The sequence below is a fragment of the Ciceribacter ferrooxidans genome (assembly GCF_004137355.1).
In the GTDB taxonomy this organism is placed as follows: Bacteria; Pseudomonadota; Alphaproteobacteria; order Rhizobiales; family Rhizobiaceae; genus Allorhizobium; species Allorhizobium ferrooxidans.
The window spans coordinates 506,607-531,667 of sequence record NZ_SDVB01000238.1 but is presented as its reverse complement, the minus strand read 5'-3'; the positions used below and the strand labels follow the sequence as shown (position 1 = coordinate 531,667).

The 25,061-nt window shown below is 65.2% G+C and carries 21 protein-coding genes and 1 other RNA gene; 10 read left to right on the top strand and 12 right to left on the bottom strand.

Going from position 1 to position 25,061, the window contains the following annotated elements; all coding sequences use genetic code 11:
- Window positions 1-2: 2 nt before the first annotated feature.
- From rsmH to EUU22_RS13545, 7 genes are all read right to left on the bottom strand, one after another.
- Window positions 3-1,028, bottom strand: a complete 1,026-nt coding sequence (gene rsmH / locus EUU22_RS13575) for a 16S rRNA (cytosine(1402)-N(4))-methyltransferase RsmH (protein WP_129332509.1) — start codon at window positions 1,026-1,028, stop codon at window positions 3-5.
- Window positions 1,029-1,042: 14 nt separating this feature from the next.
- Window positions 1,043-1,483 (bottom strand): division/cell wall cluster transcriptional repressor MraZ, encoded by a 441-nt coding sequence (gene mraZ / locus EUU22_RS13570; protein ID WP_129332508.1) that lies wholly within the window; start codon window positions 1,481-1,483, stop codon window positions 1,043-1,045.
- A gap of 405 nt (window positions 1,484-1,888) precedes the next feature.
- Window positions 1,889-2,319: RNase P RNA component class A (gene rnpB, locus EUU22_RS13565), an RNA gene on the bottom strand.
- 71 nt (window positions 2,320-2,390) lie between these two features.
- Window positions 2,391-3,578 (bottom strand): FAD-dependent oxidoreductase, encoded by a 1,188-nt coding sequence (locus tag EUU22_RS13560; protein WP_129332507.1) that lies wholly within the window; start codon window positions 3,576-3,578, stop codon window positions 2,391-2,393.
- 173 nt (window positions 3,579-3,751) lie between these two features.
- On the bottom strand, window positions 3,752-4,279 hold the full coding sequence (locus EUU22_RS13555) for a lytic transglycosylase domain-containing protein (protein ID WP_129332506.1): 528 nt from the start codon (window positions 4,277-4,279) through the stop codon (window positions 3,752-3,754).
- A 267-nt stretch (window positions 4,280-4,546) separates the two neighbouring features.
- On the bottom strand, window positions 4,547-5,308 hold the full coding sequence (locus EUU22_RS13550) for an N-acetylmuramoyl-L-alanine amidase (RefSeq protein WP_129332505.1): 762 nt from the start codon (window positions 5,306-5,308) through the stop codon (window positions 4,547-4,549).
- Window positions 5,305-6,039 carry a J domain-containing protein gene (locus EUU22_RS13545; protein WP_129332504.1) on the bottom strand — a complete coding sequence of 245 codons (735 nt, stop codon included), beginning with the start codon at window positions 6,037-6,039 and terminating at the stop codon, window positions 5,305-5,307. The genes EUU22_RS13550 and EUU22_RS13545 overlap by 4 nt, the downstream gene beginning before the upstream one ends.
- Before the next feature lie 352 nt (window positions 6,040-6,391).
- Here EUU22_RS13545 and EUU22_RS13540 point away from each other — a divergent pair, with 352 nt between their 5' ends.
- From EUU22_RS13540 to EUU22_RS13530, 3 genes are all read left to right on the top strand, one after another.
- Window positions 6,392-7,606: a pyrophosphate--fructose-6-phosphate 1-phosphotransferase gene (locus tag EUU22_RS13540; RefSeq protein ID WP_129332503.1), complete on the top strand. Its 1,215-nt coding sequence runs from the start codon at window positions 6,392-6,394 to the stop codon at window positions 7,604-7,606.
- A gap of 49 nt (window positions 7,607-7,655) precedes the next feature.
- Window positions 7,656-8,291, top strand: a complete 636-nt coding sequence (locus EUU22_RS13535; protein WP_129332502.1) for a LysE family translocator — start codon at window positions 7,656-7,658, stop codon at window positions 8,289-8,291.
- 124 nt (window positions 8,292-8,415) lie between these two features.
- The gene (locus EUU22_RS13530) at window positions 8,416-9,333 is read left to right on the top strand and encodes a transglycosylase SLT domain-containing protein (protein ID WP_439329147.1); all 918 of its coding nucleotides are present in this window, start codon (window positions 8,416-8,418) and stop codon (window positions 9,331-9,333) included.
- Window positions 9,334-9,335: 2 nt separating this feature from the next.
- On the opposite strand, the gene EUU22_RS13525 is transcribed toward EUU22_RS13530, so the two are convergent.
- Window positions 9,336-10,709, bottom strand: coding sequence for a serine hydrolase domain-containing protein (locus EUU22_RS13525; RefSeq protein WP_129332500.1), 1,374 nt, complete (start codon window positions 10,707-10,709; stop codon window positions 9,336-9,338).
- A gap of 216 nt (window positions 10,710-10,925) precedes the next feature.
- Between EUU22_RS13525 and EUU22_RS13520 the strand changes: the two genes are divergently transcribed.
- The 4 genes from EUU22_RS13520 to EUU22_RS13505 all read left to right on the top strand — a co-directional run bounded on the left by EUU22_RS13520 (window position 10,926) and on the right by EUU22_RS13505 (window position 15,083).
- Complete coding sequence (locus EUU22_RS13520; protein WP_129332499.1) at window positions 10,926-12,173, top strand: BtaA family protein; 1,248 nt, start codon at window positions 10,926-10,928, stop codon at window positions 12,171-12,173.
- Entirely contained in the window at window positions 12,173-12,838 is a 666-nt protein-coding gene (locus EUU22_RS13515) for a class I SAM-dependent methyltransferase (RefSeq protein ID WP_129332498.1), read from the top strand. Before EUU22_RS13520 ends, EUU22_RS13515 begins: the two co-directional genes overlap by 1 nt.
- Before the next feature lie 127 nt (window positions 12,839-12,965).
- Complete coding sequence (locus EUU22_RS13510) at window positions 12,966-13,745, top strand: glycoside hydrolase family 25 protein (RefSeq protein ID WP_129332497.1); 780 nt, start codon at window positions 12,966-12,968, stop codon at window positions 13,743-13,745.
- Window positions 13,746-13,892: 147 nt separating this feature from the next.
- On the top strand, window positions 13,893-15,083 hold the full coding sequence (locus EUU22_RS13505; RefSeq protein ID WP_129332496.1) for a lytic murein transglycosylase: 1,191 nt from the start codon (window positions 13,893-13,895) through the stop codon (window positions 15,081-15,083).
- A 7-nt stretch (window positions 15,084-15,090) separates the two neighbouring features.
- Here the strand turns inward: EUU22_RS13505 and EUU22_RS13500 are convergent, their stop codons facing one another.
- The 4 genes from EUU22_RS13500 to ettA form a co-directional block, all read right to left on the bottom strand.
- A complete protein-coding gene (locus EUU22_RS13500; protein ID WP_342635421.1) occupies window positions 15,091-16,512 on the bottom strand; it encodes a cation:proton antiporter domain-containing protein in 1,422 nt (473 codons plus the stop codon).
- Window positions 16,513-16,983: 471 nt separating this feature from the next.
- Entirely contained in the window at window positions 16,984-17,892 is a 909-nt protein-coding gene (gene metF, locus EUU22_RS13495) for a methylenetetrahydrofolate reductase [NAD(P)H] (RefSeq protein WP_129332495.1), read from the bottom strand.
- Window position 17,893: 1 nt separating this feature from the next.
- A complete protein-coding gene (locus EUU22_RS13490) occupies window positions 17,894-18,904 on the bottom strand; it encodes an ArsR/SmtB family transcription factor (RefSeq protein ID WP_129332494.1) in 1,011 nt (336 codons plus the stop codon).
- A gap of 160 nt (window positions 18,905-19,064) precedes the next feature.
- Entirely contained in the window at window positions 19,065-20,714 is a 1,650-nt protein-coding gene (ettA, locus tag EUU22_RS13485) for an energy-dependent translational throttle protein EttA (RefSeq protein WP_129332493.1), read from the bottom strand.
- A gap of 281 nt (window positions 20,715-20,995) precedes the next feature.
- Between ettA and EUU22_RS13480 the strand changes: the two genes are divergently transcribed.
- The 3 genes from EUU22_RS13480 (at window position 20,996) to EUU22_RS13470 (ending at window position 24,955) form a co-directional block, all read left to right on the top strand.
- Complete coding sequence (locus tag EUU22_RS13480) at window positions 20,996-21,928, top strand: alpha/beta fold hydrolase (RefSeq protein ID WP_129332492.1); 933 nt, start codon at window positions 20,996-20,998, stop codon at window positions 21,926-21,928.
- Window positions 21,929-22,103: 175 nt separating this feature from the next.
- Window positions 22,104-23,300: a succinate--glutarate CoA-transferase gene (gene caiB, locus EUU22_RS13475; protein ID WP_129332491.1), complete on the top strand. Its 1,197-nt coding sequence runs from the start codon at window positions 22,104-22,106 to the stop codon at window positions 23,298-23,300.
- Window positions 23,301-23,302: 2 nt separating this feature from the next.
- A complete protein-coding gene (locus EUU22_RS13470) occupies window positions 23,303-24,955 on the top strand; it encodes a thiamine pyrophosphate-binding protein (protein WP_129332490.1) in 1,653 nt (550 codons plus the stop codon).
- The last annotated feature ends 106 nt before the right edge of the window (window positions 24,956-25,061 follow it).

Below are 25,061 nucleotides of genomic sequence, written 5' to 3'. Positions count from 1 at the left end.
ACTCATCCTCCGATCCGGTCGAGGCTGGCGAGGTCGGGCAGATCGAAGATGGACATGTCCGCCTTCGGTGCCTTCACGTTCGTGCGGATGCCGGCCCGAAGCTTGGCGGAACGGGCGCGCGGATTGGCATCCGCCTCCGCATCGCTTGCCGCAACCATGCCCTTGCCGACGGGTTCGAAGGTCGCGGGCGTTCCCTGCACCATCGGCAGGTGGCGCGAGCCGGACGCCTTGCCCGAGCGCTCGGTGAAGAACTTTTTGACGATCCGGTCTTCGAGCGAGTGGAAGGTCACGACCACGAGACGGCCGCCGGGCTTCAGCGCGCGTTCGGCCGCAAAAAGCGCCTGCGCCAGTTCGCCGAGCTCGTCGTTGACGAAGATGCGCAGCGCCTGGAAGACGCGGGTGGCCGGATGAATCTTGTCCTTCGCCTTGCGCGGCGTCACGATCTCGATCAGGCCGGCGAGGTCGCGCGTCGTACGGAACGGCTCGCTCGCCCGCTTCTTCTCGATCGCCCGGGCGATGCGCCCCGCCTGTTTTTCCTCGCCGAGGAAGCCGAAGATACGGATGAGATCGCCGACCTTGGCGCGATTGACGACGTCCGCCGCCGAGACGCCCTCGGCGGACATGCGCATGTCGAGCGGACCGGTCCTCTGGAAGGAAAAGCCGCGCTCGGCCTCGTCGATCTGCATCGACGAGACACCGATGTCGAGCACGACACCGTCGAGCCCGTCGGCGGGCGCATGGAGGTCGAGCTCGGAAAATCGGGAATGGATGAGCGTCAGATGACCGCCGCGCGCCGCCACCAGCGATTGGCCGGCGGCGATCGCCGTCGGGTCGCGGTCGAGCGCGACGACATCCGCCCCAGCATCGAGGATGGCAGTCGTATAGCCGCCGGCCCCGAAGGTGCCGTCGAGAATGATCTTGCCGGGTGCCGGTTCGAGCGCCGCGAGCACCTCGGGCAGCAGGACTGGAATGTGGCGAACCGGTCCGCCGTCGGCACCAGAGATTTCTGCGCCAGGATTAGCCACCATTCCAAGTCCCCGCCTTACTGTGGCCGCAACCCTCGTAGCTTGCGTGCCTGCCTCGCCGCCGCCTGCGCCTCGAGAAAGGCCTGCGGCTGCCAGAGCTGAAAATGATCCGCCCGACCGACGAACGCGACCTCCGACGTGATGCCCGTGAAGTCGCGGATGAAGTCGGTCACCATCAACCGCCCTTCGGCATCGAGCTTCATGAAGACGCCGCCACCATGTACGAGCAGCGACATCTCGTTCGCCAGCGGCGAAAACGGATCCTCGACGGAAATCTGCCGTTCGTATCGCTCCAGCAGATCGGGACCGCCGACATTGACCGCCGGAAACACGAAATCCTGGAGACAGTAAAGCTCCTGGATATCGCGCCTCGCCAGGACAGACCTGAACACCGCCGGAACGGACACCCGCCCCTTCGTATCGATTCGGTTTGTCACATTGGACAAGAAGCGGTCCATCAAAACCTGCCGCCGCTCCTTTCGACAGGAGATGAACCATCCACCCCCTGAAACGCGAGAACACGTGCACCGCCTCCAAAGACAGGGAGAACTGCAGGCCACCCGACGCGGGCGACGCTCCCTGACCTTCGATTCTTGGGGTGGAGAACCACCCTGAAACGGTACTCGTATGGGATATCATGGGACAGTATGGGCGTCAATGGGACAGGGCGGCTCGAAGCTCTCGAAGAGCGTCAAATGTTTATAAGCGGTTAAGCTTAACGAAAGGTTAGGGACGAGCGCGCGTGCGGCCGATCGCGGCGCCCCGCAGGGCTTCGATCGGACACGCATTTCTCGAAGACTTTCAATGGGTTGGCGACGAAGACGCGGACGGCCGTCGAAGCCGCCGCGGGAGAAAAAAGGAAGAGTGCCAGTCGGCCTGTAAGCCGGGTTCTGTATGGCTCCGGTCGCCCGGAACGTGGCAGCCATTCATCTGGGACAGCGTTTGCACGCTGCCTCACGCAACCCACCCGGATGACTGGCCCGGAAACCGGCTGTGGCGCCGCTTGCGCGACACCCGCGTCATCCCTATTCGGTCTTGCTCCCGGTGGGGTTTACCGTGCCGTCCCTGTTACCAGCGACGCGGTGGGCTCTTACCCCACCCTTTCACCCTTACCCCGCCGACTTTTACGTCCTCGTTCGGACGGAAAAGCAGGCGGGGCGGTTTCCTTTCTGTGGCACTATCCCTAAGGTCACCCTCGCCGGACGTTATCCGGCACCGTGTTTCCGTGGAGCCCGGACTTTCCTCACCCTACCGCCTTTCGGCACTGGTAGAGCGCGGCTGCCCGGCCGACTGGCAAGCGCTAGATAGTGGACTGCCGCGGCAAATACCACAGAAAACGTCAGTCCGGACGTGCTGCTTCGCACTTTATCGGAAACGGGGCGCGAAAACCGCCTGATCCTCCGGCGACAATGCGCCGTCGAGCAGCAGCCGGGCACCGAGCCGGCCGATCTCGTCGGAACTTTTCGCCGCAGCGCCGCAGCCGCCGGTGACGACCGCGATCCGCTCCTCGTCGACATAGCCGATCGCCGGATAGCCGCTCGGGGTGAACGAGGTGACGCAGGCCCCCATGGTGACGTTCGCCTTCACCACGCCGGGAACCAGTTCGGCTGCGATTCGCGTCAGGTGCCTTCGGGTCGTCTCGCGCCCGCCGCTTCGATACCAGGCACGGACCTCCGGCTCACTCGCAAGTTCGAGGTCGTCCGGATCGCCGCCGATCTTCAGATAGACCTTGCCGTCGGGATAGCGAACCGGCGGCAAGAGATAGATGTGGTCGAGCGGATCGTCGGGATGGTGGATGAGCGACGGCATGCCGGCGAAGGCTTCAAGATCTGCTTCCGGTATCTCGAAGAAGGCGACCGTGCGGGCATAGACCTTGAGATCGACGGGTCGCGGCAGCAAATGCTCGGCGATCGAGAATCCGCCGGCGGCGACCAGCACGCGGTCCGCATAATAGGTATTGCCTTCGGCGGTCCTGACCGCCACGCCGCGGATGTCGTCGCGGACGGAGACCACCGTCTCGGCGATCAGCGTCGCCCCTTGCCGGTGGGCGAGACAGGACTGCCCCCGCACCATCTGCCGCGGATTGAGATATCCCGCCCCCGCCGCCTCGTGGACACCCTCCTGCCCGGCGCCGAAGGAGAAATAGGGAAAGCGTTCGGCAAGGGCCGTGCATTCAAGCATCTGCGGCGCAACGCCGGTGCGATCGGCTGCCTCGCAGATGCGCTGGACATAGGGATCGCTCCCGCCCCGTTTCGGTCCGACGATGAGACAGCCGACCTCGTGGTAGAAATCGACGCCGCTCTCCCGTTCGAGTTCCCGGTAGCGGGCGATCGAGCGGTTGGCGAGCGCCGCCCAGACGGGGTCCGGATCGATCGTGCGGGTAATCCGCGCCTCGTCGTAATGGCTGGCGAAGACGCCTTCGTGACGTGCGGGATCGGCCGGCTCGTCGGGTCCGATGACGGCGACCCCTTTGCTTTCGAGGGTCAGATGCCGCGCGGCGGCGGCCCCCATCATGCCCCGCCCGACGACGATGAATTTGAAGCGATCACTCATGCCCGTTCCCGCCCGCATATTCGTGATTATGATTCTCGTTCAGATATTTGCAAATCTAACTTGAATCAGTCTCTCACAAATTGCGAATTCGGTTCTGGACCGAGATCAAACGCCGGGACGTTGCCGGCAGGTCCTCCCGCGGGCGAGCCGCCGCGGGAGCGAACACCCGGCGGTCACGTGCCGATCAGCGCCAGGACCTTGCCGCAATAGCGCTTCGACACCGGGTTCATGCGCTTGGCGGCGTGGCCGGCATTGTATTTGAGGATGGTCGAGCAAGTCTTGCCGTCGCCGAGTTCGTGGGCGGTGGCAAGATACTTCATACCGTAGCGGATATTGGTTTCCGGATCGTAGAGCCCTTTCGAGGAACCGGAATAGCCCATCATGCGCGCCGTCGCCGGCTTGATCTGCATGAGGCCGATTTCGCCGGCGCTGCCGCGGGCCCTGGGATTGAAATTGCTCTCGACCCGGACGACGGCGTGGGCGAGATTGACCGGCACGCCGTAGGCCTTGGCATATTTCGAGATGATCTGGGTATAGGGGCTCTGGGAAAAGGACGGTGCGGTTGGGAAACCTGCGTCCCGTTTGACGACCTTTAGCGGCGCCGAGAAGCTGCGTCTGTCGTCGTCACGAGCATTTGCTCCGCCGATGCCGGACATGAGGATAGCGGTGCATGCCGCGGCAGCAACAATCAATTTCTGCATGTGAAAAGCCAGTCTCCGAACCAGTGGGGCTATGGCGCATGTTCTTCTTTGCGCAAAAGCATCCTTCCACGCCGTCCCGTTCAGGGAACGACGTCGCACCTGCCCTCATCGTTGTTATTGTGCGGCCGTCACCTCTTCGGGAACTTTGCCGCGTTTCAGCGAGAGCTTTTAAAGCCCGGCAATATGGAATTCCTGTGACCTGTGGGGATTTGGGGTATTTCGGCCCCTTTCCGGAAGGCCGTCACGGGCCTTCGGCAGGTGTCGGAGTCAGGTGTATTTCGGCAGCGCCGCGAGCAGTCTGTGCAGCGTCTCTATGGTCGAGCTGTCGGCGACGCCGTCGACCCGTTCGGGACGGAAATGGCGCTGGAACGCGGCGACGACACCTTCCGTCGGCTCGGAATATTGTCCCGAAATTTCAATATCGTAGCCGTAGAGCGAGAGCATCGACTGCAAGGCTTCGACCGGCCGGCCGCAATCACCCTTTTGGAAAAATCTTCCACCGCTGATCGGCACGGGCGCCACCCAGTGGCCGACACCCGCGGCATGAAGCCTTTCCCATGGAAAATTTTCGCCCGGATCGACCTTGCGGACAGGGGCGACATCGGAGTGCGCGAGCACCCGTTCAGGGGCGATACTCCACCGTTTGCCGCAATCGCGACACAATTCGACGACTGCTTCGATCTGCTCGTCGGTGAACGGCGGCAGCCCGGCCGGGTGACCGGGATTGGCGATCTCGATGCCGATCGACATCGAATTGACGTCGCTTTCACCGGCCCAGCAGCTCTTGCCGGCGTGCCAGGCGCGACGGCTCTCCGGCACCAGCTGCACGATCCGCCCGTCCTCGTGAATGAAATAGTGGCTGGAAACCTGGCTCTCCGGCCGACAGAGCCATTCGAGCGCCCCCTCCTCCGACGGCATGCCCGTGTAATGGAGGAGGATCATGTCCGGCAGCCGCCCACCGGCGCGCTCGCCATGATTCGGCGAGGGCCGGACCCGCGCACCCCTGAAGTCGGGAATGAAGAGGCTCATGCGGCGCGGCGTTCTTTCTCGATCGCCGCATAGGCGGCGTTGAGCCGGGCCATGCGGTGATGGGCGACGGCGTGAAACTCCGTGGGTACGCCGCGGGCATGCAGGCGGTCGGGGTGATGCTCGGCGGCGAGCGCCCGGTAGCGCTTGCGGATCGTCGCGAAATCGTCCGAGGGCTGCACCCCGAGCACGGCATAGGGATTGCCGTCGGGGTTCACGTGGCGCTCGGTGATCGCCTCGAACCGCTCCTCCGATATCTCGAAGATGTCGGCGATGCGCGAGAGGAAGGCCATTTCCTTCTCGTGCACCAGCCCGTCGGCCTTGGCGATATGGAAGAGGCCGTCGACGATGTCCTCGAGAACGGGGCAACCCTTGCCCGTGCCGCACATCTTCATGATCTTGCCGGCATAGGCTTCGTAGCCGGCGATGTCCTGGCGCGCGAGATTGTAGAGCCGGGCGACGTTCTGCGCCTCCTTGGCCGGAAAATCGAAGATCTGGCGGAAGGCGTCGACCTCGCTCACCGTCACCACGCCGTCGGCCTTTGCCATCTTCGCAGAAAGCGCGATGATCGCCACGGAGAAGGAAACCCGCCTGCGGGTTTCTGGATCGCCCTCGAACACGGTGCGAACTGCCTCGACAATGCCGGACAGCACGCTGCCTGCTGCGTCGCCGATCGCGCCGAGCAACCTGTCCCACAACGACGATAACTGTTCGCAGGCGAAATCGAAAATCATGACCAAGCATCACCAGATAAACGGCAAAAAAGCAAGCCGAGCCCGTCTTCGGCCGGGTTAAAGTTTGTTCACAATCCGGTGGTCCAACCGCGCTAGCGGACAATGGTTCCGGCGGTCGCGGAAGAGCCGGATGCCAGCGCTCCGCAGGCTCCCGTTCTTATCCACAGCCTTGCCCGCAGGCCGTCGACGGATTGAATCGATTATATCGGCGACACTGCCGCCCTTATGGCGGAAAGGGCCAGAAATGCCCGGATTTCCTCATATTTTCCCTTTACAGCCCTGCCCGTCTGTCGCATCCATTCGCGCCGAACGCTTGTATCGAGAAGCGCCACGAGGCGCTGAAGGAGGAACGATGGCCAAACAGAAAGTTGCAATGCTGACCGCCGGCGGTCTCGCCCCCTGCCTGTCGTCCGCAGTCGGCGGACTGATCGAACGCTACACGGACATCGCCCCCGACGTCGAACTCATCGCCTACCGCTCCGGCTACCAGGGCGTTCTGCTCGGCGACAAGATCGAGATCACCCGGGACATGCGCGAGAAGGCGCACCTCCTGCATCGCTACGGCGGCTCACCGATCGGCAACAGCCGCGTCAAGCTGACCAACGGCGCCGACTGCGCCAAGCGCGGCCTGGTGAAGGAAGGCGAGAACCCGCTGAGGGTCGCCGCAGAACGTCTCGCCGCCGACGGCGTCACCATCCTCCACACGATCGGCGGTGACGACACCAACACGACCGCGGCCGACCTCGCTGCCTTCCTCGGTGCCAACGGCTACAATCTCACCGTGGTCGGCCTGCCGAAGACCGTCGACAACGACGTCGTACCGATCCGCCAGACGCTCGGCGCCTGGACGGCGGCGGAAGTCGGTGCCCGCTTCTTCGACCACGTCTCCAATGAACAGAGCGCCGCGCCCCGCACGCTGGTGATCCACGAGGTCATGGGCCGCCATTGCGGCTGGCTGACCGCCGCGACCGCGCGTGCCTACATCCAGCGGACGCGCAACAACGAGTATGTCGAAGGGCTGATGATGAACACTCAGCTCAAGAACATCGACGGCCTCTACCTGCCGGAAACCCATTTCGACCTCGAAGCCGAGGCCGCCCGCCTCAAGGAGATCATGGACCGCACCGGCTTCGTCACCCTCTTCGTCTCGGAAGGCGCATGCCTCCACGAGATCGTCGCCGACCGCGAGGCCGCCGGCGAGGAGGTCAAGCGCGACGCCTTCGGCCATGTGAAGATCGACACGATCAACGTCGGCAACTGGTTCCAGAAGCATTTCGCCAAGCTCCTCGACGCCGAGCGCTCGATGGTGCAGAAGTCCGGCTATTACGCCCGCTCGGCACCGGCCAACTACGAGGACCTGCGGCTGATCCAGAGCATGGTCGACCTCGCCGTCGAAAGTGCTCTGAACAAGGTGTCCGGGGTCACCGGCCACGACGAGGATCAGGGCGGCAAGCTGCGCACCATCGAGTTCCCGCGCATCAAGGGCGGCAAGGCCTTCGACGTCAATACGCCGTGGTTTGCGGAAGTGATGGATTACATCGGCCAGAAATTCACCCCGGCCGATTGACGGCCCCTGAGAAAGGTGGCTTGCTTCCTTCGAGAGAGGAGTAAGGCAAATGTCACTGGAACACTGGCTGGCTTTCGCCGCCGCCTCGGCGGTGCTTCTGGCGATCCCCGGACCGACTATTCTGCTGGTCATTTCCTATGCGCTCGGCCACGGGCGCAAGACGGCGCTGGCCACGGTCACCGGGGTCGCTCTCGGCGACCTCGTCGCGATGACGGCCTCCGTCGCCGGGCTCGGTGCCTTGCTCGCCACCTCGGCGACCGCCTTCACGATCATGAAGTGGATCGGCGGCGCCTATCTCGTCTATCTCGGCATCCGCCTCTGGCGGGCGCCGGTCGGTGACGAGCCGATCGCCGACAACGACAACCTGCCGGAAGAAAAGCCGCTGCGCATTCTCGGCCACGCCTTTGCCGTCACCGCCCTCAACCCGAAGAGCATCGTCTTCTTCGTCGCCTTCGTGCCGCAGTTCATGGCACCGTCGGCACCCTTCCTGCAACAGGTGGTCGCGCTCGAGGTGACCTTCGTCACGCTCGCGATCATCAATGCGCTGGTCTACGTGTTCGTCGCCGACTCAGCCCGCCGCTTCATCCGCAAGCGCTCCGTCCGCAAGGCGGTGAATCGCACCGGCGGCACGCTGCTGATCGCCGCCGGCGCCGTGACCGCGGGTTATCGCAAGATCGCCGCCTGAAACCGCCGAATTGCGGCGGGCTTGCCGCAATTCCGCCCAGCGGCTATGAAAACCCATGTTAACTTTTCGTAAGCTGCTTCGCGGCAGTCGTCGTTTCCATACGGATGGCCGGATGATTTCTCGATTGGACCGCAAAACCCCGCTCGGACTCGCCACCCTGCTTCTCGCCGGAATCGCCGGCTGTACGAGCAGCATGGACCAGGCGGCCAAGCAGGAACTGAAGGCCAATCCCGCAGCCGGCACGCCTGTCGCGCAGACCGCCGCGGCGACGCCAGCGACCGCCGAATCGAACGCTGCCGTGATTTCGACCGCCGGCGCCGAACCCGGCCCGATCATCCCCGGAACCTCGACGCCGGCGCCGGTCCCGACCTTCAAGGCGATCGCGCTCGCCAATCCGGCAGCGACACCCGCGGCGCTGGCCATGGCCACCGGCCAGGAACAGCTCGCCATGCAGACCGCCGCCATGCCGGCCAAGCCCGACGCGGTTCCGGAACTGGCAAGTGCCGAAACCGTGCTGCCCGCGGAAGTGACGGCGATCCAGACCGTGGTTCCGACGCAGAAACCGGCCGGTGCACTCGCCTATGCGGCACCGTCGGCATCCTCGTCGCTCGCAGCCCTCGACGCACAGTTCGACATCTCCCCGCCCGGCGCGCCTCCGGTGGTCGAGAAGGAGACGGTGCCGCAGGCAGCCAAGGGTCCGACGGTCATCAACGCCCTCATCAGCAAATATGCCGCCGTCTACAAGATCCCCGAGGCGCTCCTCCACCGCGTCGTCCGCCGCGAGAGCACCTACAACCCGCAGGCCTACAACAACGGCCATTACGGGCTCATGCAGATCAAGTACAACACGGCGAAATCGATGGGCTACGAAGGCCCGGCCTCCGGCCTCTTCGACGCCGAGACCAACATCAAGTACGCGGCCAAGTATCTGCGCGGCGCCTGGCTGGTGGCCGACAACAGCAATGATGGCGCGGTGCGCCTCTACGCCCGCGGCTATTACTATGACGCCAAGCGCAAGGGCATGCTCGACGTCCTCGAATAGGATCAGTCGAGCGTGTCCGCGATCGCTTTCACGAGCAGCTGCGGACGATAGCCGAGCTTCGAGGGCGTGAGCCCGAGGCGGACCACCACCAGCTTCTTCGACGGAACGATCGTGATCGTCTGGCCGTCATGGCCGGCGACCCAGAACGTATCGTCGGGAAGGCCGAAACGGCTGTCGGGCTCATCCCCCGGCCCCACTGCCCAGGCCTGGATTTCCGTATAGGTGCCGCTCGAGGCCCGCGTCGGCCGTTGCATCGCCGCAACGAAGCCCTCCGGCAGCAGGCGCTCGTCCTTCCAGACACCGTCCTGCAGCAGGAACTGGCCGAAGCGCGCCCAGTCGCGGCCCGTCGCATACATGTAGGAACTGCCGACCAGCGTTCCCGCCTCGTCCGCCTCGAGGACGGCGCTCGCCATGCCGAGCGGCTGGAACAGAGCTTTCCGCGGATAGCCGAGCGCCGCCTCGCGGTCTCCGATCCGGTCCATCCAGATCTTCGAGAGCAGCACGCTTCCTCCGGAGGAATAGCTGAAGACCGTGCCCGGCTCCGCTGCGAGCGGCCGCGTGGCGGCAAACGCCGCCATGTCCGGCTCCAGGTAGAGCATGCGTGTGACGTCGGTCACGTCGCCGTATTCCTCATTGAAGGCAAGGCCGCTCTCCATCGCGAAGAGGTCGCGGACACGGATCGCGGAGCGGTCGTCGCCCTTCCATTCGGGCAGCAGCGCACGGTCGTCGAGCGCGATGCGCCCTTCGCTCATCAGCCGGCCGATGATCGCGGCATTGACGGTCTTGGTCATCGACCAGCCGAGCAGCGGCGTCGTGGGCGAGAACCCGTTACCATAGGCCTCACCGACAAGCCGGCCGTTCTTGATGACGACAACAGCCCGCATGCCGGGACCGGCAAGCGTGGCATCGCCGAGCACGGCACCGAGCTTCGGATCAATAGGCGTCGCCGCCTCGCCGTCGGGCCACGGCACATCGGTGGGGGCTGCCGCAAACTGTCCGGGCGACGGCGCGGGAATAGGTCCGGCCATCGCACCGCCGCCGTCCGGGGCGCTCGCGCAGCCGAGGCCCTCGCGGTAGACGGCGCTGCTCGGCGCGATGAAGCCGAGAAGCCGCGCGGTCACCCGCTTCTTCTCCCGATCGGTGTCGAGGCCGACGAGCTTCAGCAGCGGATGGCCCGGCGCCTGGACGTCGACCCTCAGCACCTCGTCGGGATCGCGCCCGGCGACGAAGACGTTCGAGCAGACGATCTTGGCGGCGTAGCCGGTGCCGACCCGCAGCAGGGCCGGCGGCGCCACGGCGAGCCAGACCACCGCGGCTGCGACCGCCGTCGCGAGCAACAGGAAGAAGCCCTTCACGATCCGCCTGACCAGTCTCATCCTTGTCCGCTCCTCTTTCCGGGCGCTCGCCACCCCTTGCGGCCGCACCATAGCGCCGCCGCCTCGTCTCCCGCAAAGCCTTTGAAGCACGGCCGGGAAACCTGACCGCCTTTCTCCCCGACCAAAACCGATCCAATCGCCTGTGAACAGGGCGCTTCATCAAACTGTTGCATCGCCGCGCTACACGCCGGAAACCTTCAACGGATGGCCTTCCCCATGACCGACCTCGCCCCGGAGACCGAACTTCCCCGCAGCAGCAAACTGAAGGCCGCACTCCTCCAGCACAGGGCGCTGAGCCGCGACGGCCTCTCCGAACGGCTGTTCGGCATGCTCTTTTCCGGCCTCGTCTATCCGCAGATCTGGGAAGACCCCGAGGTCGACATGGCCGCGATGGAGCTCGGCGAGGGCCACCGGCTCGTCACCATCGGCTCGGGCGGTTGCAACATGCTCGCCTATCTCTCGCGCTCGCCCGAGCGCATTGACGTCGTCGACTTGAACCTGCACCACGTGGCCTTGAACCGGCTGAAGCTCGCCGCCTTCCGGTACCTGCCCGACCACGCGGCCGTCGTGCGGATGTTCGGCGCGGCGGGCATGCGCACCAACAGCTGCAATTTCGACCGCTTCATCGCGCCCAATCTCGATGCCGAAAGCCGCGGCTACTGGAACGGGCGCCGGCTCGACGGCCGCCGGCGGATCACCGCCTTCAACGGCAACTTCTGCCGCACCGGCCTGCTCGGACGCTTCATCGCCGCCGGTCATCTGCTCGCCTCCCTGCACGGCGTTCGCCTCGACCGCATCACCAAGGCGAAGACGCTTTCCGAGCAGCGGCACTACTTCGATACGCAGATCGCTCCGCTCTTCGACAAGCCTCTGGTGCGCTGGATCACGCGGCGCAAGAGCTCGCTCTTCGGGCTCGGCATCCCGCCGCAGCAATATGACGAGCTCGCGAGCCTTTCGGACGGCAAAAGCATCGCCGCGGTCCTCAAGAGCCGTCTCGAAAAGCTCGCCTGCGACTTTCCCGTCGCCGAGAACTGGTTCGCCTGGCAGGCCTTCGCCCGCCGCTATCCCGGTCCCGACGAAGGCCGTCTGCCGGCCTATCTCGCCCGCGAAAACTATGACGCGATCCGCACCAATGCCGGTCGTGTCACCGTCCATCACGCGAGCTTCACCGAACTTCTCGCCGGCAAGCCGGCGGCAAGCGTCGATCGCTTCGTCCTCCTCGACGCCCAGGACTGGATGAACGACCGTCAACTCAATGCCCTCTGGAGCGAGATCACCCGCACCGCCGCTCCCGGAGCGCGCGTGATCTTCCGCACCGCCGCCGAACGCAGCGTGCTCGACGGCCGTCTCTCGCCCGCCCTCCTCGACCAGTGGCACTATCTTGCCGAACGCTCGCGCGAGCTCGGCGCCGGGGACCGCTCGGCGATCTACGGCGGCTTCCACATCTACGCGAGAAAAGGCTGATGGCGGAGATCTTGTTCGGGCACGACGACCGCAACGGCCATGCCGACCGCATGGATCGCATGTACCGCTATCAGCGCCACATCTACGACCTGACGCGAAAATACTATCTCCTCGGCCGCGACCGGTTGATCGGCGAACTCGCCGTGCCGGAAAACGGCTCCCTTCTCGAAGTCGGCTGCGGCACCGGCCGCAATCTCCTGCTCGCCGCCCGCCGCTATCGCGACGCCAGGCTCTTCGGCCTCGACATCTCGGCGGAGATGCTCGCCCAGGCGGAGCGCAATTTCCGTGGCCGGCCGCTGCCCGTATTCCGGCTCGCAGACGCGACGAACTTTTCCGCCGGAGAGTTCGGGACTGCCGGTTTCGACCGGATCATGATCTCCTACGCGCTCTCGATGATCCCGGACTGGGAGAGCGCGATCGACGCGGCAATTGTGGCACTCGCCCCCGGCGGCTCGCTGCACATCGTCGATTTCGGCCAGCAGGAGCGCCTGCCGGTCTGGTTCCGGCGCCTGCTGAAAGCCTGGCTTTCCCGCTTCCACGTCACCCCGCGCGCGACGCTCAGGGAGGCCCTGGAAACGCGGGCGAAGGCCGCCGGCGCGGAGCTCCGCTTCGAAACCGTGGGCCGCGGCTATGCCTGGCTCGCGATCGTGCGGATGCCCGGCTGATATCGGCAGTTGCAAATAACGGCTTTTTAACGATGATAGTGCCACAATTGGGCTTGCACCTGTTGTGTCCTGCGTTCGTGTGCGCCGCCTCAGGAGTACGGTTCAAAACATCATCTACGGGCCTTCGATGCGGTTGCTTGTCCTGGCTTTCCTGCCCCTTTTCCTGCTTCTCGGCGGCTGCACCTCCGCGAGCTACGATCTGATGGAAACATCGTCGATCAAGCCGCGCTTTCAGGACACCGACCCGCAGGATTTCGGCGACAACACACCCTACCGACACAAGGTCCACGGCATCGACGTCTCGAAGTGGAACGGCGACGTCGACTGGACCTCGGTGCGCAAGTCCGGCGTCTCCTTCGTCTTCATCAAGGCGACCGAGGGCAAGGACAGGGTCGATTCCCGCTTCGACGAATACTGGCGCGCAGCGGCAGCAGCCGGCCTCGCGCACGCACCCTACCATTTCTATTATTTCTGCTCGACCGCCGACGAACAGGCCGACTGGTTCATCCGCAACGTACCGAAGGCCTCGATGCACCTGCCGCCGGTGCTGGACGTCGAGTGGAACCCGACCTCCAAGACCTGCACGCTGAGGCCGGACGCCGCCACCGTGCGCGCCGAGATGAAGCGGTTCATGGACCGGATCGAGGCCTATTACGGCAAGCGGCCGATCATCTACACCTCCGTCGATTTCCACCGCGACAACCTCGCCGGCTATTTCCAGGACTATCATTTCTGGGTCCGCTCCGTGGCCAAGCACCCGCAGGACATCTATGCCGACCGCCGCTGGGCCTTCTGGCAGTACACCTCGACCGGTGTCGTTCCGGGCATTCGCGGCCAGACCGACATCAACGTCTTCGCCGGCACCGAGCAGAACTGGAAGAAATGGGTCGCTTCCGTCTCGCAGTAACGGAATCCCGCGCAGCAACGTTCGGCGACCGGGCGTGACGCCAGCGCGCCCGGCCTCCACAAGGACGCCCGAAGCCGGCGGCCTTTCCTCGCTTTGGCCAAAATCTCTTCCGATACCACGTCCACCGAAACCCATGAGGAAGTCCGCATGTCCGCCCGTACCCGCCTGACCACCATCGTCACCCTCGCAAGCCTGCTCGCCTCGACCGCCGTCGCCGGTGCGGCCGAGTGCGGCGGCGATCTCGCTGCCTTCCTGCAGGGCGTGAAGACCGAGGCCGTGTCGAACGGCGCATCTCCCGAAGCCGCCGACCGGGCGCTCGCCGGCGCCGCGATCGACCAGAAGGTGCTGTCGCGCGACCGCGCCCAGGGTGTCTTCAAGCAGACCTTCCTCGAATTTTCCAAGCGCACCGTCAGCCAGGCGCGCCTCGACATCGGCCGACAGAAGATGCGGGACTATGCCGACGTCTTCGCCAAGGCCGAGCGGGAATACGGCGTGCCGCCCGGCGTCATCACCGCCTTCTGGGCGATGGAGACCGACTTCGGCGCCGTGCAGGGCGATTTCAACACCCGCAACGCGCTGGTGACGCTCTCTCACGACTGCCGCCGCCCGGAGCTCTTCCGTCCGCAGCTCTTGAACCTCATCACCATGGTTGAGCACGGCGACCTCGACCCCTCGACCAATACCGGCGCCTGGGCGGGCGAGATCGGCCAGGTGCAGATGCTGCCGAAGGATATCGTCGCCTACGGCCTCGACGGCGACGGTGACGGCCACGTCAACGTCAAGAAGAGTTCGCCGGATGCGATCCTGACTGCCGCCCGCTTCATCCAGAGCCTCGGCTGGCGCGCCGGCGAGCCGTGGATCCAGGAGGTCACCCTTCCGGAAAATCTCCCCTGGGAGAAGACCGGCCTCGAAGGCGGCATGACCGCGGGCGACTGGTTCGCGCTCGGTGTTTCGCCGCGTGACGGCAACACTGCCTCCGCCGCCCTCCCCGTCGGTCTCGTCCTGCCGCAGGGTCGCAAGGGGCCGGCCTTCCTCACCTATCCGAACTTCAGCGTCTATCTCGAATGGAACAAGTCCTTCATCTACACGACCTCGGCCGCCTATTTCGCCACCCGCCTGATGGGAGCTGAGCCCTACCAGAAGGGCAATCCGGAACCGGGCCTCAGCGACACCGAGATGAAGGCCCTGCAGACGCGGCTGCAGGCCCTCGGCCATGAGGTCGGCGAGATCGACGGCATCCTCGGCGCCGGTACCCGCGTCGCCGTGCAGAAGGAACAGCAGCGCCTCGGCATTCCCGCCGACGGCTGGGCGACGCCCGCGCTCCTCAACGCCCTTTGAGTGACAATCAGCTGTCGCCGCCGCGACGCGCGCGGCGGCGCTGTTCGTAGGCGACGCGGGCGGCCCTGAGGCGAACCCGCAACCAGTCGACGCCGCGGGCCAGCACGTCCCGCCCGCGGCTCACCTCGTGCAACTCGTGCGCATAGGCTACGGCGAGCGCCTGCCGGTAGTTCTCGAGCCCCTCGGAGGCCATGTTCTCCAGCCGATGCATCACGTTGACCCAGAGCGGCGAGACGAGCAGCGAGACGGCCGAGACGGCGATCGACAGCCGGAAGAGGTCGTAGCCGAGCGCACCCGCCGCATAGCCCGCCGACGACAGCACGAATGAGAATTCTCCGATCTGCGCCATAGAGAGGCCGGCAACCAGCGCCGTCTGCGGGCTCGACCCGGTTTTGCGCAGGAGGAAGATGTTGAGCACCGATTTCGCCGCGATCACGAAGAGCGAGACGAACAGCACCTGCCAGAAGCGTTCGGCGATGAAGTCGAGGTCGATCAACAGGCCGATCGACAGGAAGAAGACGACGAGCAACAGGCTCTGGATCGGCTCGATCACCGGGATCACCCGGCTGCGCAGCGTCGAATTGCCGACGATGATGCCGGCGAGGAAGGCGCCGTAGGCGGGCGAAAGCCCGGCCACACCGGAAACTGCCGCGGCGGTGAAGCAGACGGCGAGCGCACCGAGCGCCAGCATCTCCACCTTGTCCTCGATCGCCTCGGCAAACGGCACCTTGAGCTTCATGTGCCGTCCGAACCACCAGAGGAGCCCGCCGAGCAGCGCCAGCGCCACCGCCATGCGGATCGCGATCAGCCGGTAATCGGCCCCCTCGCCGCCGAGGCTTGAAACGAAGATCAGCATCGGGACCACCGCGATGTCCTGCGCAATCAAGACGCCGACGGCGATCCGCCCGGCGTCGCCGCGCAGCACGCCCATCTCCTCCAGCATCTTCATGGCGACCACCGTCGAGGAAAGTGCGATGATGAAGCCGAGGATGATCGTCTCGGAGTTCGACGCACCGGAGAGCGTGGCGATCCCGAGCGCGAGCACCATGGCCGCGAGCAACTGCCCGGCCATCACCAGAAGCGCCTGCCGGAGCGACAGCACGAAGGCTTTGACCGACAGTTCCATGCCGATGAAGAAGAGCAGCACCACAACGCCCATTTCGGCGAGCACCGCGACGTTCTCGGAACTCGAGATCAGGCCGGCGCCGGTCGGGCCGAGCGCCACGCCCGCGGCGATGAAACCGACGAGCGGCGGCTGGCGCAGCCACAGGAAGAAAAGACCGAGCAGGGCCGCGACGGCGACGACGGCTGCAATGCCGACGAGCGCGGTGGCGTGGCCGGCGTTTTCGGCAACGGCGGTGTCCAGCGGAATTCCTCCTCGCGCGATTCTCGTTCTGCGCCATGATGCACGCGACGCCGCCCGAGGCAAATCAGCCGCTTCACCCGACGGGGCACCGGCTTTGCCGGCGTCTCATCCGGAGACGAACTGCGGCCGAAGGAGAGCGGCCGGCGCAGGTCTGTTAAACAAATTCACTGAAAATATGCGACGCATCGAGGCCTTGATTTTCAGGGCGATGCGACAATTTGACGGGTGTTGGCAGGCCGCGATCACTGCATCGCAGCACACAATTCGCTTCCCATCTGACACAGAAAGGACATATTATCCCCCGGTCAACGCAAGGAGGCACACATGGGACTTACCAATTCCTTGAATGTCCTGATCGTCGGTGCAGCGTTTGTTTTCATAGCCACCATGCTGTTCATCTGAGTCACCAGACGAACAGGCGCCGGACCAGGGCATAATCAGCGTCCGTACCGGCCAGAATATGCAAGAATTCTTAAAAAGGCGTATACCGACGGCGAACGGTATGCGCCTTTTCAGTTCAGGCGACTTGTCCGCTCACGCCGCGGCGCCGGACCGGGCGTCGCCGCTCCGCTCCAGGCCGAGCCGCTGCAACACGGCAGAGACCAGCGGCGCCCTGTTCATCGTATAGAGATGGAAATCGGTGATCCCGCGGCGGACGAGGTCCTCGATCTGCTCGGCGGCAACGTCGGCGGCAACCTCCGCACGCGCCTGCGGCTGGTCGTCGAGCCCTGCGAAACGTTCGTCGAGAAAGGTCGGGATGCTCGCGCCGCAGAGCGAGGCGAAGCGCTTCAGCTGCGTGAGGTTCTGGATCAGCATGATACCCGGCACGACCGGGATGGTGACACCCGCCGCCCGCACCCGTTCGAGATAGCGCTCGAAGACGTCGTTGTCGAAGAAGAACTGGGTGAGCGCCCGCGCCGCACCAGCATCGGCCTTGCGCTTCAACATATCGATGTCGGCGGCAACGTCCGGGCTCTCCGGATGCTTTTCCGGATAGGCCGAGACCGAGATGTCGAAGTCGCCGATGTCCCTCAGTCCCGCGACCAGCTCGGCGGCATTGGCGAACCCGCCCGGATGCGGGGCATAGGCCGCGCCGACTCCGCTCTGCGGGTCGCCCCGGAGTGCCACGAAACGGCGCACGCCGGCGGCGATGAACTCCTCCGCCACGTGGCGGACCTCTTCGCGCGTCGCGTCGACGCAGGTGATGTGCGCCGCCGTCGGCAGGGTGGTGTCGGCGATCAGCCGCCGCACCGTCGTCAGCGTCGGCGCCTTGGTGCTGCCGCCGGCCCCGTAGGTCACGGAAACGAAGTCGGGATTCCAGCCGGCGAGCGCCTCGATCGTCGTCCAGAGCTGCCCTTCCATCTCCTCCGATTTCGGCGGAAAGAACTCGAACGAGATGCCGAGCCGCTTCTTGCCTTGCGGATGTCGATCGTCCCGCGTCATGTCATTCCTCCCGATTTTCAATGCTGTCTGCTGCGGTGCCCTCGCCGCCCTGCCGGCGTGCCACCCAGATGGTGACGGTCAGCGCCTGCGTGGCCGGGCTTGCCGGTGGCAGGTCGACCACCTTCTCGACGGCGAGCCCGTATTTGGCGAGCCAGTCGGCCATCACCGGATGCGAGAAGCCGAGCCGGACATGGGCATGCTCGTCCCTCAAGTGTTCGAGGCTGTGCGGCGCAAGGTCGATGATCACCAGCCGTCCGCCGGTCTTCAGCATCCGCGCCGCCTCGCCGATCGCCAGCTCCGGCTGCACCAGGAAGTGCAGCACCTGGTGGATCGTCACGAGGTCGTATTCGCTGCCGTCGAGCGGCAGGTTGAGGATGTCGCCGTGGCGCACCGTCGCCTTGAGGATGCCGGCCTTGTCGAGATTGGCACGCGCCACCGCCAGCATGTCACGGCTGGCGTCAATGCCGACGGCGCGGCGGTAGAGGTCGGAAAGAAGCTGCAGGATGCGGCCGGTGCCCGTGCCGAGATCGAGGAGCGCATCCACCTGCTCCGGTCCGAGCACGCCGAGAAGTGCCGCCTCGACCTGCCGGTCGTCCACGTGCAGCCGGCGAAGCTCGTCCCATTCGGAGGCGTTGCGGCTGAAATAGGCCTGCGCCTTGTCGGCGCGGGTGCGCTTGACCGCGGAAAGCCGCTCGCCGTCGCGGAGCAGAACCGGATCGTCGACGCGGGCCGCCGAGAGGATGATGCCGGCAAGCGCGGCGGCGTCGCCGTCCTGCTTCAGGCGGAAATAGGCCCAGGCTCCCTCCTGGTAGCGGTCGATCAGCCCGGCCTCGCCGAGAAGCTTCAGGTGCCGGGAGATGCGCGGTTGCGACTGGCCGAGGATTTCCGTCAGGTCCGTGACCGTCAGGTCGCCGGCGGAAAGCAGGGCGAGAAGCCGAAGCCGCGTCGGCTCCCCCGCCGCCTTCAGCAGTTCGACGAGCGCATCCACGCCAAATTCCATCGGCTTCGCCATTTCAATCCCCAATCAAGATATAAAGATATGTTTATGTCTATCGCGCCACTTATGCAAGCGCAAATTCGGGCGCCCCACCGCCATGCAGGGTCGCATCGCCCCCAGAAATGGAAAAGCCCCGGAAAAACCGGGGCTTGTCGTCTTTTCACCAACGCCTTTGTTAGCGCGTCAGCCGCTTGTAGGTCACCCGCTTGGGGTTGACCGCATCCGGGCCGAGGCGGCGGATCTTGTCCTTCTCGTAGTCCTCGAAGTTGCCTTCGAACCATTCGACATGGCTGTCGCCCTCGAAGGCGAGGATGTGGGTCGCGAGGCGGTCGAGGAACATGCGGTCGTGCGAGATGATGACCGCGCAACCGGCGAAGTTTTCGAGCGCGTCTTCGAGCGCCGACAGCGTTTCCGTGTCGAGGTCGTTTGTCGGTTCGTCGAGCAGCAGGACATTGCCGCCGGCCTTCAGCATCTTGGCGAGATGCACGCGGTTGCGCTGGCCGCCCGACAGGTTGCCGACCTTCTGCTGCTGGTCGCCACCCTTGAAGTTGAAGGCGCCGCAATAGGCACGGGAATTCATTTCGAACTTTCCGAGCTTGATGATGTCGTTACCGCCGGAAATCTCTTCCCAGACATTCTTCGATCCATCGAGCGAATCGCGGCTCTGGTCGACATAGCCGAGGTGGACGGTATCGCCGATGCGGATCTCGCCGCTGTCGGGCTTCTCCTGGCCGGTGATCATCCTGAAAAGCGTCGTCTTGCCGGCGCCGTTCGGGCCGATCACGCCGACGATGCCGCCGGGCGGCAGCTTGAAGGAGAGATTTTCGAAGAGCACGCGTCCGTCATAGGCTTTGGTGATGTTCTCCGCCTCGATGACGACATTGCCGAGCCGCTCGCCGACCGGAATGATGATCTGCGCTTCGCCGGGACGCCGGTTCTCGGCCGCCGCCACCAGCTCGTCATAGGCACGGATACGGGCCTTCGACTTCGCCTGGCGAGCCTTCGGGCTGGAGGCGATCCACTCCTGCTCGCGCGACAGAGCCTTCTGGCGGCTGCCTTCCTCGCGCTCTTCCTGTGCCAGGCGCTTCGCCTTCGCGGTCAGATAGGCGGAATAGTTGCCCTCGTAGGGAATGCCGCGACCGCGGTCGAGTTCGAGAATCCAGCCGGTGACGTTGTCGAGGAAGTAGCGGTCGTGGGTGACCATCAGGATGGCACCCGGATATTCGCGCAGGTGCTTTTCGAGCCACGCGATCGTTTCCGCGTCCAGGTGGTTGGTCGGTTCGTCGAGCAGCAGCAGGTCGGGCTGGCGCAGGAGCAGCTGGCAGAGCGCCACACGGCGCTTTTCACCGCCCGAGAGATTGTCGATCGTCGCATCGCCCGGCGGGCAGCGCAGCGCTTCCATCGCCATCTCCACCTGGCTTTCGAGGTCCCAGAGGTTCTGGCTGTCGATGATGTCCTGGAGCTTCGCGCCCTCTTCCGCGGTCTCGTCGGAATAATTCATCATCAGTTCGTTGTAGCGGTCGAGGATCGCCTTCTTGTCGGCCACCCCTTCCATGACGTTGCCGAACACGTTGAGGCCCTCGTCGAGCTGCGGCTCCTGCGCGAGATAGCCAAGGGTGGCGCCCTCCGCGAGCCATGCTTCGCCGGTCCACTCCTTGTCGAGACCAGCCATGATCTTCAGCACGGTCGACTTGCCGGCGCCGTTCGGGCCGAGAATGCCGATCTTGGCGTCCGGGTAGAAGGAGAGATGAATGTTCTCGAGGATCTTCTTGTTGCCGTAGGACTTGTTCAGTCCGGCCATGTGATAAATGAACTGCCGTGCCATGGAAAATATGCTCCCCGGGGGAAAAGAACTGGATGTGCCGCTATGTAGGCGAAAGGGCCCTGCGGGGCAACTGCCAATCCCCGGCGGGAAGTGGGATCACGATGAACACTGAGGGCAGACGTTCGTCGGTTCCACTCTCGTTGACACCGAAGGACCTGATCCGGCAAAACGCGAGGCAGCAGCGGTTGAAGGGGGCCGGACAGGCGATGATCGCAGATTGAGCGCAAATAACTTTAGACTGACGTTACGAGACCACAATTCAACCGGAGACGGGATCACCGATGTTTGAAACGACCGATTTTCACGAGGCACCCTCCGGCGCCAGGCTCGCCTTTCATCATGCGCCGGCGGAAGGCACGCCGCGCGCGATCCTGCTCGTCAATCACGGCCTCGTCGAACATTCCGGCCGCTACCGTGGTTTCGCTGAGGCGATGGCCGCGCGCGGCTTCGCGGTCTATGCCCACGACCACCGCGGACACGGCGAGACAGTCGCCGAAGGGGCGCCGCTCGGCCGCTTCGCACCGGCCGGCGGTGTCGAAAAGGTGATCGCCGACGTCAAGGCGATGCGCGACCTCGCCGTCTCCCGCCATGGCGCCCTTCCCGTCCTGCTCTTCGGCCATTCCATGGGCGGGCTGATCGCGCTCAACACCGCGGTCTCGCACCCGCAGGATTTCCAGGCCCTCGCCGTCTGGAATTCCAACTTCAACCCCGGCATTGCCGGCCGCTTCGCCGAGGCGGTGCTCTATGCCGAACAGGTGTTGAAAGGCTCGGACGTGCCGAGCACGGTCCTGCCGCTTGCGACCTTTCGCGCCTGGGGCCGCTCCATCCCCGGCCGGCAGTCTGACAGCGACTGGCTCTCCCGCGACCGCACGCAAGTCGAGAAATACGACCGGGACCCGCTCTGCCGGTTCGAGGCGAGCATCTCGATGTGGCGCGACGTCTTCGCGCTCACCTTCCGTGCCCCCGCACCGGCCATGCTCGCCCGCCTGCCGAAGGACCTGCCGATCCACCTCGTCGGCGGCGGCAAGGATCCGGCAACACGCGGCGGCCGCGAGATCGCCTGGCTCGGACGCCGGCTCGAACGCCACGGCTTCACCGGCGTCACCACCCGGATCTACGACGAGATGCGCCACGAGACACTGAACGAGTTCGGCCGGGAGGAGGCGATCGCCGATTTCGCCACCTGGGCGGAGCGCGTACTCGCCGGCCGTTGAGCGTCCCTCCGAAGCGCTTCGGCGTCCGAAACGGAATGATCCCATGCGCGAAATTCAAGTGCCGCATGGACATTTCCGCGCTATAGCAAGTGCTTAGCATCCGCCTCGGAGGCGGACGGGGACGGATATTATTCGGCAGCAGCAAGATAGCCCGCCCCGAGAAAGAGGACGCCGCATGACCGAAGCCCGAGAGCCCCGCCCGCCGCTTGCCGGCATTCGCGTGATCGAACTGGCCCGCGTCCTCGCCGGTCCCTGGGCCGGGCAGATGCTGGCCGACATGGGCGCCGACGTCATCAAGGTCGAGACCCCCGAGGGCGGCGACGACACCCGCGCCTGGGGCCCGCCCTTCGTCGAGGGCAAGGACGGAGAGAACCTCTCGGCCGCCTATTACCACTCGACCAACCGCAACAAGCGTTCGATCGCCGTCGATTTCCGCACGGAGGAAGGCCGCGACATCGTCCGCCGGCTGGTCGCCACCGCCGACGTCGTGATCGAGAACTTCAAGCTCGGCGGTCTGGAGAAGTACGGCCTCGACTACGAGAGCCTGAAGGCGATCAACCCCAAGCTCGTCTATTGCTCCATCACCGGCTTCGGCCAGAACGGCCCCTATGCCAATTTCGCCGGCTACGACTATATCGTCCAGGGCATGTCCGGCTTCATGTCGATCACCGGCGAGCCGGACGGCCAGCCGATGAAGGCCGGGGTCGCAATCGCCGACATCTTCACCGGCATCTATGCCGTCACCGCCATCCAGGCGGCGCTGATCCACGCGATGAAGACGGGCGAGGGCCAGCACGTCGACATGGCCCTGCTCGACGTCATGGCCGCGGTGCTCGCCAACCAGAACATGAACTATCTCGTCTCCGGCAATGCGCCGGTCCGCCTCGGCAACGCCCATCCGAACATCTCCCCTTATGAGGTCGTGCCGACCACCGACGGCCACCTGATCCTCGCCGTCGGCAATGACGGCCAGTTCAGGCGCCTCTGCACCATTCTCGGCATCGCCGCCGTCGCCGACGACGAACGCTTCTCGACCAACAAGGCGCGCGTCGCCAACAAGACCGAGGTGCGCCGCATCGTTTCGGCCGAAACCGCGAAATGGATGAAGCGCGATCTCCTGACCGCCTGCGAGAGCAATGCCGTGCCGGCCGGCCCGATCAACTCGATCGCCGAGATGTTCGACGACCCGCAGGTGAAGGCGCGCGGCCTGCGCATCGATCTCGCCGACGTCGACGGCAACAGCATTCCGGGCGTGCGCACGCCGATCGTGCTTTCGAAGACCCCGCTGCGCTACGAACGGCCGAGCCCGCGCATCGGCGAACACCAGGACGAGGTTCTCGCCGAGCTGGCGGACATCGAAGGAAAGGCTTGAAGATGAAGAAGACCGGCGGACAACTGATCGTCGATGCGCTGCTCGCCAATGGTGTCGAGCGCGTGTCCTGCGTGCCCGGCGAAAGCTATCTCGCCGTGCTCGATGCGCTGCGCGACAGCGGCATCGAGACCATCGTCTGCCGCCAGGAAGGCGGCGCTGCGATGATGGCCGATTGCTGGGGCCGGCTCACCGGCAAGCCCGGCATCTGCATGGTCACCCGCGGCCCCGGCGCCACCAACGCCTCGGCCGGCCTCCACATCGCCCGGCAGGACTCGATCCCGATGATCCTCTTCATCGGCCAGATCGGCCGCGACATGAAGGAGCGCGAAGCCTTTCAGGAGGTCGAGTACCGCCGCGCCTTCACCGAATTCGCCAAGTGGGTGGGCGAGATCGACGACGCGGCCCGCATTCCGGAATTCGTGACCCGCGCCTTCGCCGCGGCGACCTCCGGCCGCCCCGGCCCCGTCGTCCTGACGCTGCCGGAGGACATGCTGGTCGAACTGGTCGAGGCGCCGGCGGCACGGCCCGCCACCCCGGTCGAAAGCCATCCGGGTGCCGCCCAGATCGCCGCCTTCGCGGAGATGCTCGCGAAGGCCGAGCGGCCAATGCTCGTCCTCGGCGGCACCCGCTGGAGCGAGGACGCCGTCGCGACGATCGAGGATTTCGCCGATCGCTGGAAGCTGCCGGTCGGCTGCTCCTTCCGCCGCCAGATGCTCTTCGACCACCTGCACCCGTCTTACGCCGGCGATGTCGGCATCCGCATCAACCCGGCGCTGGCGAAGGAGATCAAGGAGGCCGATCTCGTCGTCCTTCTCGGCGGTCGCTTCTCCGAGATGCCGTCCTCGAGCTACACATTGCTCGACGTCCCCTACCCGTCGCAGAAACTGGTGCACGTCCATCCCGATCCGTCGGAACTCGGCCGCGTCTATCGCCCGGATCTGGCGATCTGCGCCGCGCCGGGGGATTTCGTCGCCGCCCTGAAGACGGTTCAGGCACCGCAGTCGCCCGTCTGGGCCGCGCGGACCGAGGCGATGCACGCCGCCTATCTTTCCTGGTCGACGCCGCCTTCGACCGGCCCTGGCGCGGTCCATATGGGGCCGATCATGGAGTGGCTGGAAGAGAACACCGCGAAGGACACGATCTTTACCAACGGCGCCGGCAACTACGCGACCTGGGTCCACCGTTTCCACCGCTTCCGCGCCTATAACACGCAGGCCGCCCCGACCTCCGGCTCGATGGGCTACGGGCTTCCCGCCGCGGTCGCCGCCAAGCAGCTCTTCCCCGAACGCGAGGTCGTCTGCTTTGCCGGTGACGGCTGCTTCATGATGCACGGCCAGGAATTCGCGACCGCGATGCGCTACAACCTGCCGATCATCGTCTGCCTGGTGAACAACGGCATCTACGGCACCATCCGCATGCATCAGGAGCGGGAATATCCGGGCCGCGTCAGCGCCACCGACCTCACCAACCCGGATTTCGCAGCCCTCGCCCGCGCCTATGGTGGCCATGGCGAAGTGGTGGAGAAGACCGAGGATTTCGCCGCAGCGTTCGAGCGCGCCCGCGCTTCCGGCAAGCCGGCGATCCTCGACATCAAGCTCGACCCGGAAGCGATCACGCCCGCACGCACGCTGACGCAAATCCGCGAGAAGGCGTAACAGAAACAGCAACCAGCAAAGGAGGTCGGGCGCGCCCGGCCTCCGAGAGCGGTCCGAAACACCTGCCTCCGCTGGAACATGCCCGTTGACAATCTAGGACAATCGA

Excerpts from the sequence above, each read along its gene's own strand:
- rsmH (WP_129332509.1), bottom strand. The coding sequence starts at position 1,028 with ATGGTGGCTAATCCTGGCGCAGAAATCTCTGGTGCCGACGGCGGACCG.
- mraZ (WP_129332508.1), bottom strand. The coding sequence starts at position 1,483 with ATGGACCGCTTCTTGTCCAATGTGACAAACCGAATCGATACGAAGGGG.
- EUU22_RS13560 (WP_129332507.1), bottom strand. The coding sequence starts at position 3,578 with ATGAGTGATCGCTTCAAATTCATCGTCGTCGGGCGGGGCATGATGGGG.
- EUU22_RS13555 (WP_129332506.1), bottom strand. The coding sequence starts at position 4,279 with ATGCAGAAATTGATTGTTGCTGCCGCGGCATGCACCGCTATCCTCATG.
- EUU22_RS13550 (WP_129332505.1), bottom strand. The coding sequence starts at position 5,308 with ATGAGCCTCTTCATTCCCGACTTCAGGGGTGCGCGGGTCCGGCCCTCG.
- EUU22_RS13545 (WP_129332504.1), bottom strand. The coding sequence starts at position 6,039 with ATGATTTTCGATTTCGCCTGCGAACAGTTATCGTCGTTGTGGGACAGG.
- EUU22_RS13540 (WP_129332503.1), top strand. The coding sequence starts at position 6,392 with ATGGCCAAACAGAAAGTTGCAATGCTGACCGCCGGCGGTCTCGCCCCC.
- EUU22_RS13535 (WP_129332502.1), top strand. The coding sequence starts at position 7,656 with ATGTCACTGGAACACTGGCTGGCTTTCGCCGCCGCCTCGGCGGTGCTT.
- EUU22_RS13525 (WP_129332500.1), bottom strand. The coding sequence starts at position 10,709 with ATGAGACTGGTCAGGCGGATCGTGAAGGGCTTCTTCCTGTTGCTCGCG.
- EUU22_RS13520 (WP_129332499.1), top strand. The coding sequence starts at position 10,926 with ATGACCGACCTCGCCCCGGAGACCGAACTTCCCCGCAGCAGCAAACTG.
- EUU22_RS13515 (WP_129332498.1), top strand. The coding sequence starts at position 12,173 with ATGGCGGAGATCTTGTTCGGGCACGACGACCGCAACGGCCATGCCGAC.
- EUU22_RS13510 (WP_129332497.1), top strand. The coding sequence starts at position 12,966 with ATGCGGTTGCTTGTCCTGGCTTTCCTGCCCCTTTTCCTGCTTCTCGGC.
- EUU22_RS13505 (WP_129332496.1), top strand. The coding sequence starts at position 13,893 with ATGTCCGCCCGTACCCGCCTGACCACCATCGTCACCCTCGCAAGCCTG.
- metF (WP_129332495.1), bottom strand. The coding sequence starts at position 17,892 with ATGACGCGGGACGATCGACATCCGCAAGGCAAGAAGCGGCTCGGCATC.
- EUU22_RS13490 (WP_129332494.1), bottom strand. The coding sequence starts at position 18,904 with ATGGCGAAGCCGATGGAATTTGGCGTGGATGCGCTCGTCGAACTGCTG.
- ettA (WP_129332493.1), bottom strand. The coding sequence starts at position 20,714 with ATGGCACGGCAGTTCATTTATCACATGGCCGGACTGAACAAGTCCTAC.
- EUU22_RS13480 (WP_129332492.1), top strand. The coding sequence starts at position 20,996 with ATGTTTGAAACGACCGATTTTCACGAGGCACCCTCCGGCGCCAGGCTC.
- caiB (WP_129332491.1), top strand. The coding sequence starts at position 22,104 with ATGACCGAAGCCCGAGAGCCCCGCCCGCCGCTTGCCGGCATTCGCGTG.
- EUU22_RS13470 (WP_129332490.1), top strand. The coding sequence starts at position 23,303 with ATGAAGAAGACCGGCGGACAACTGATCGTCGATGCGCTGCTCGCCAAT.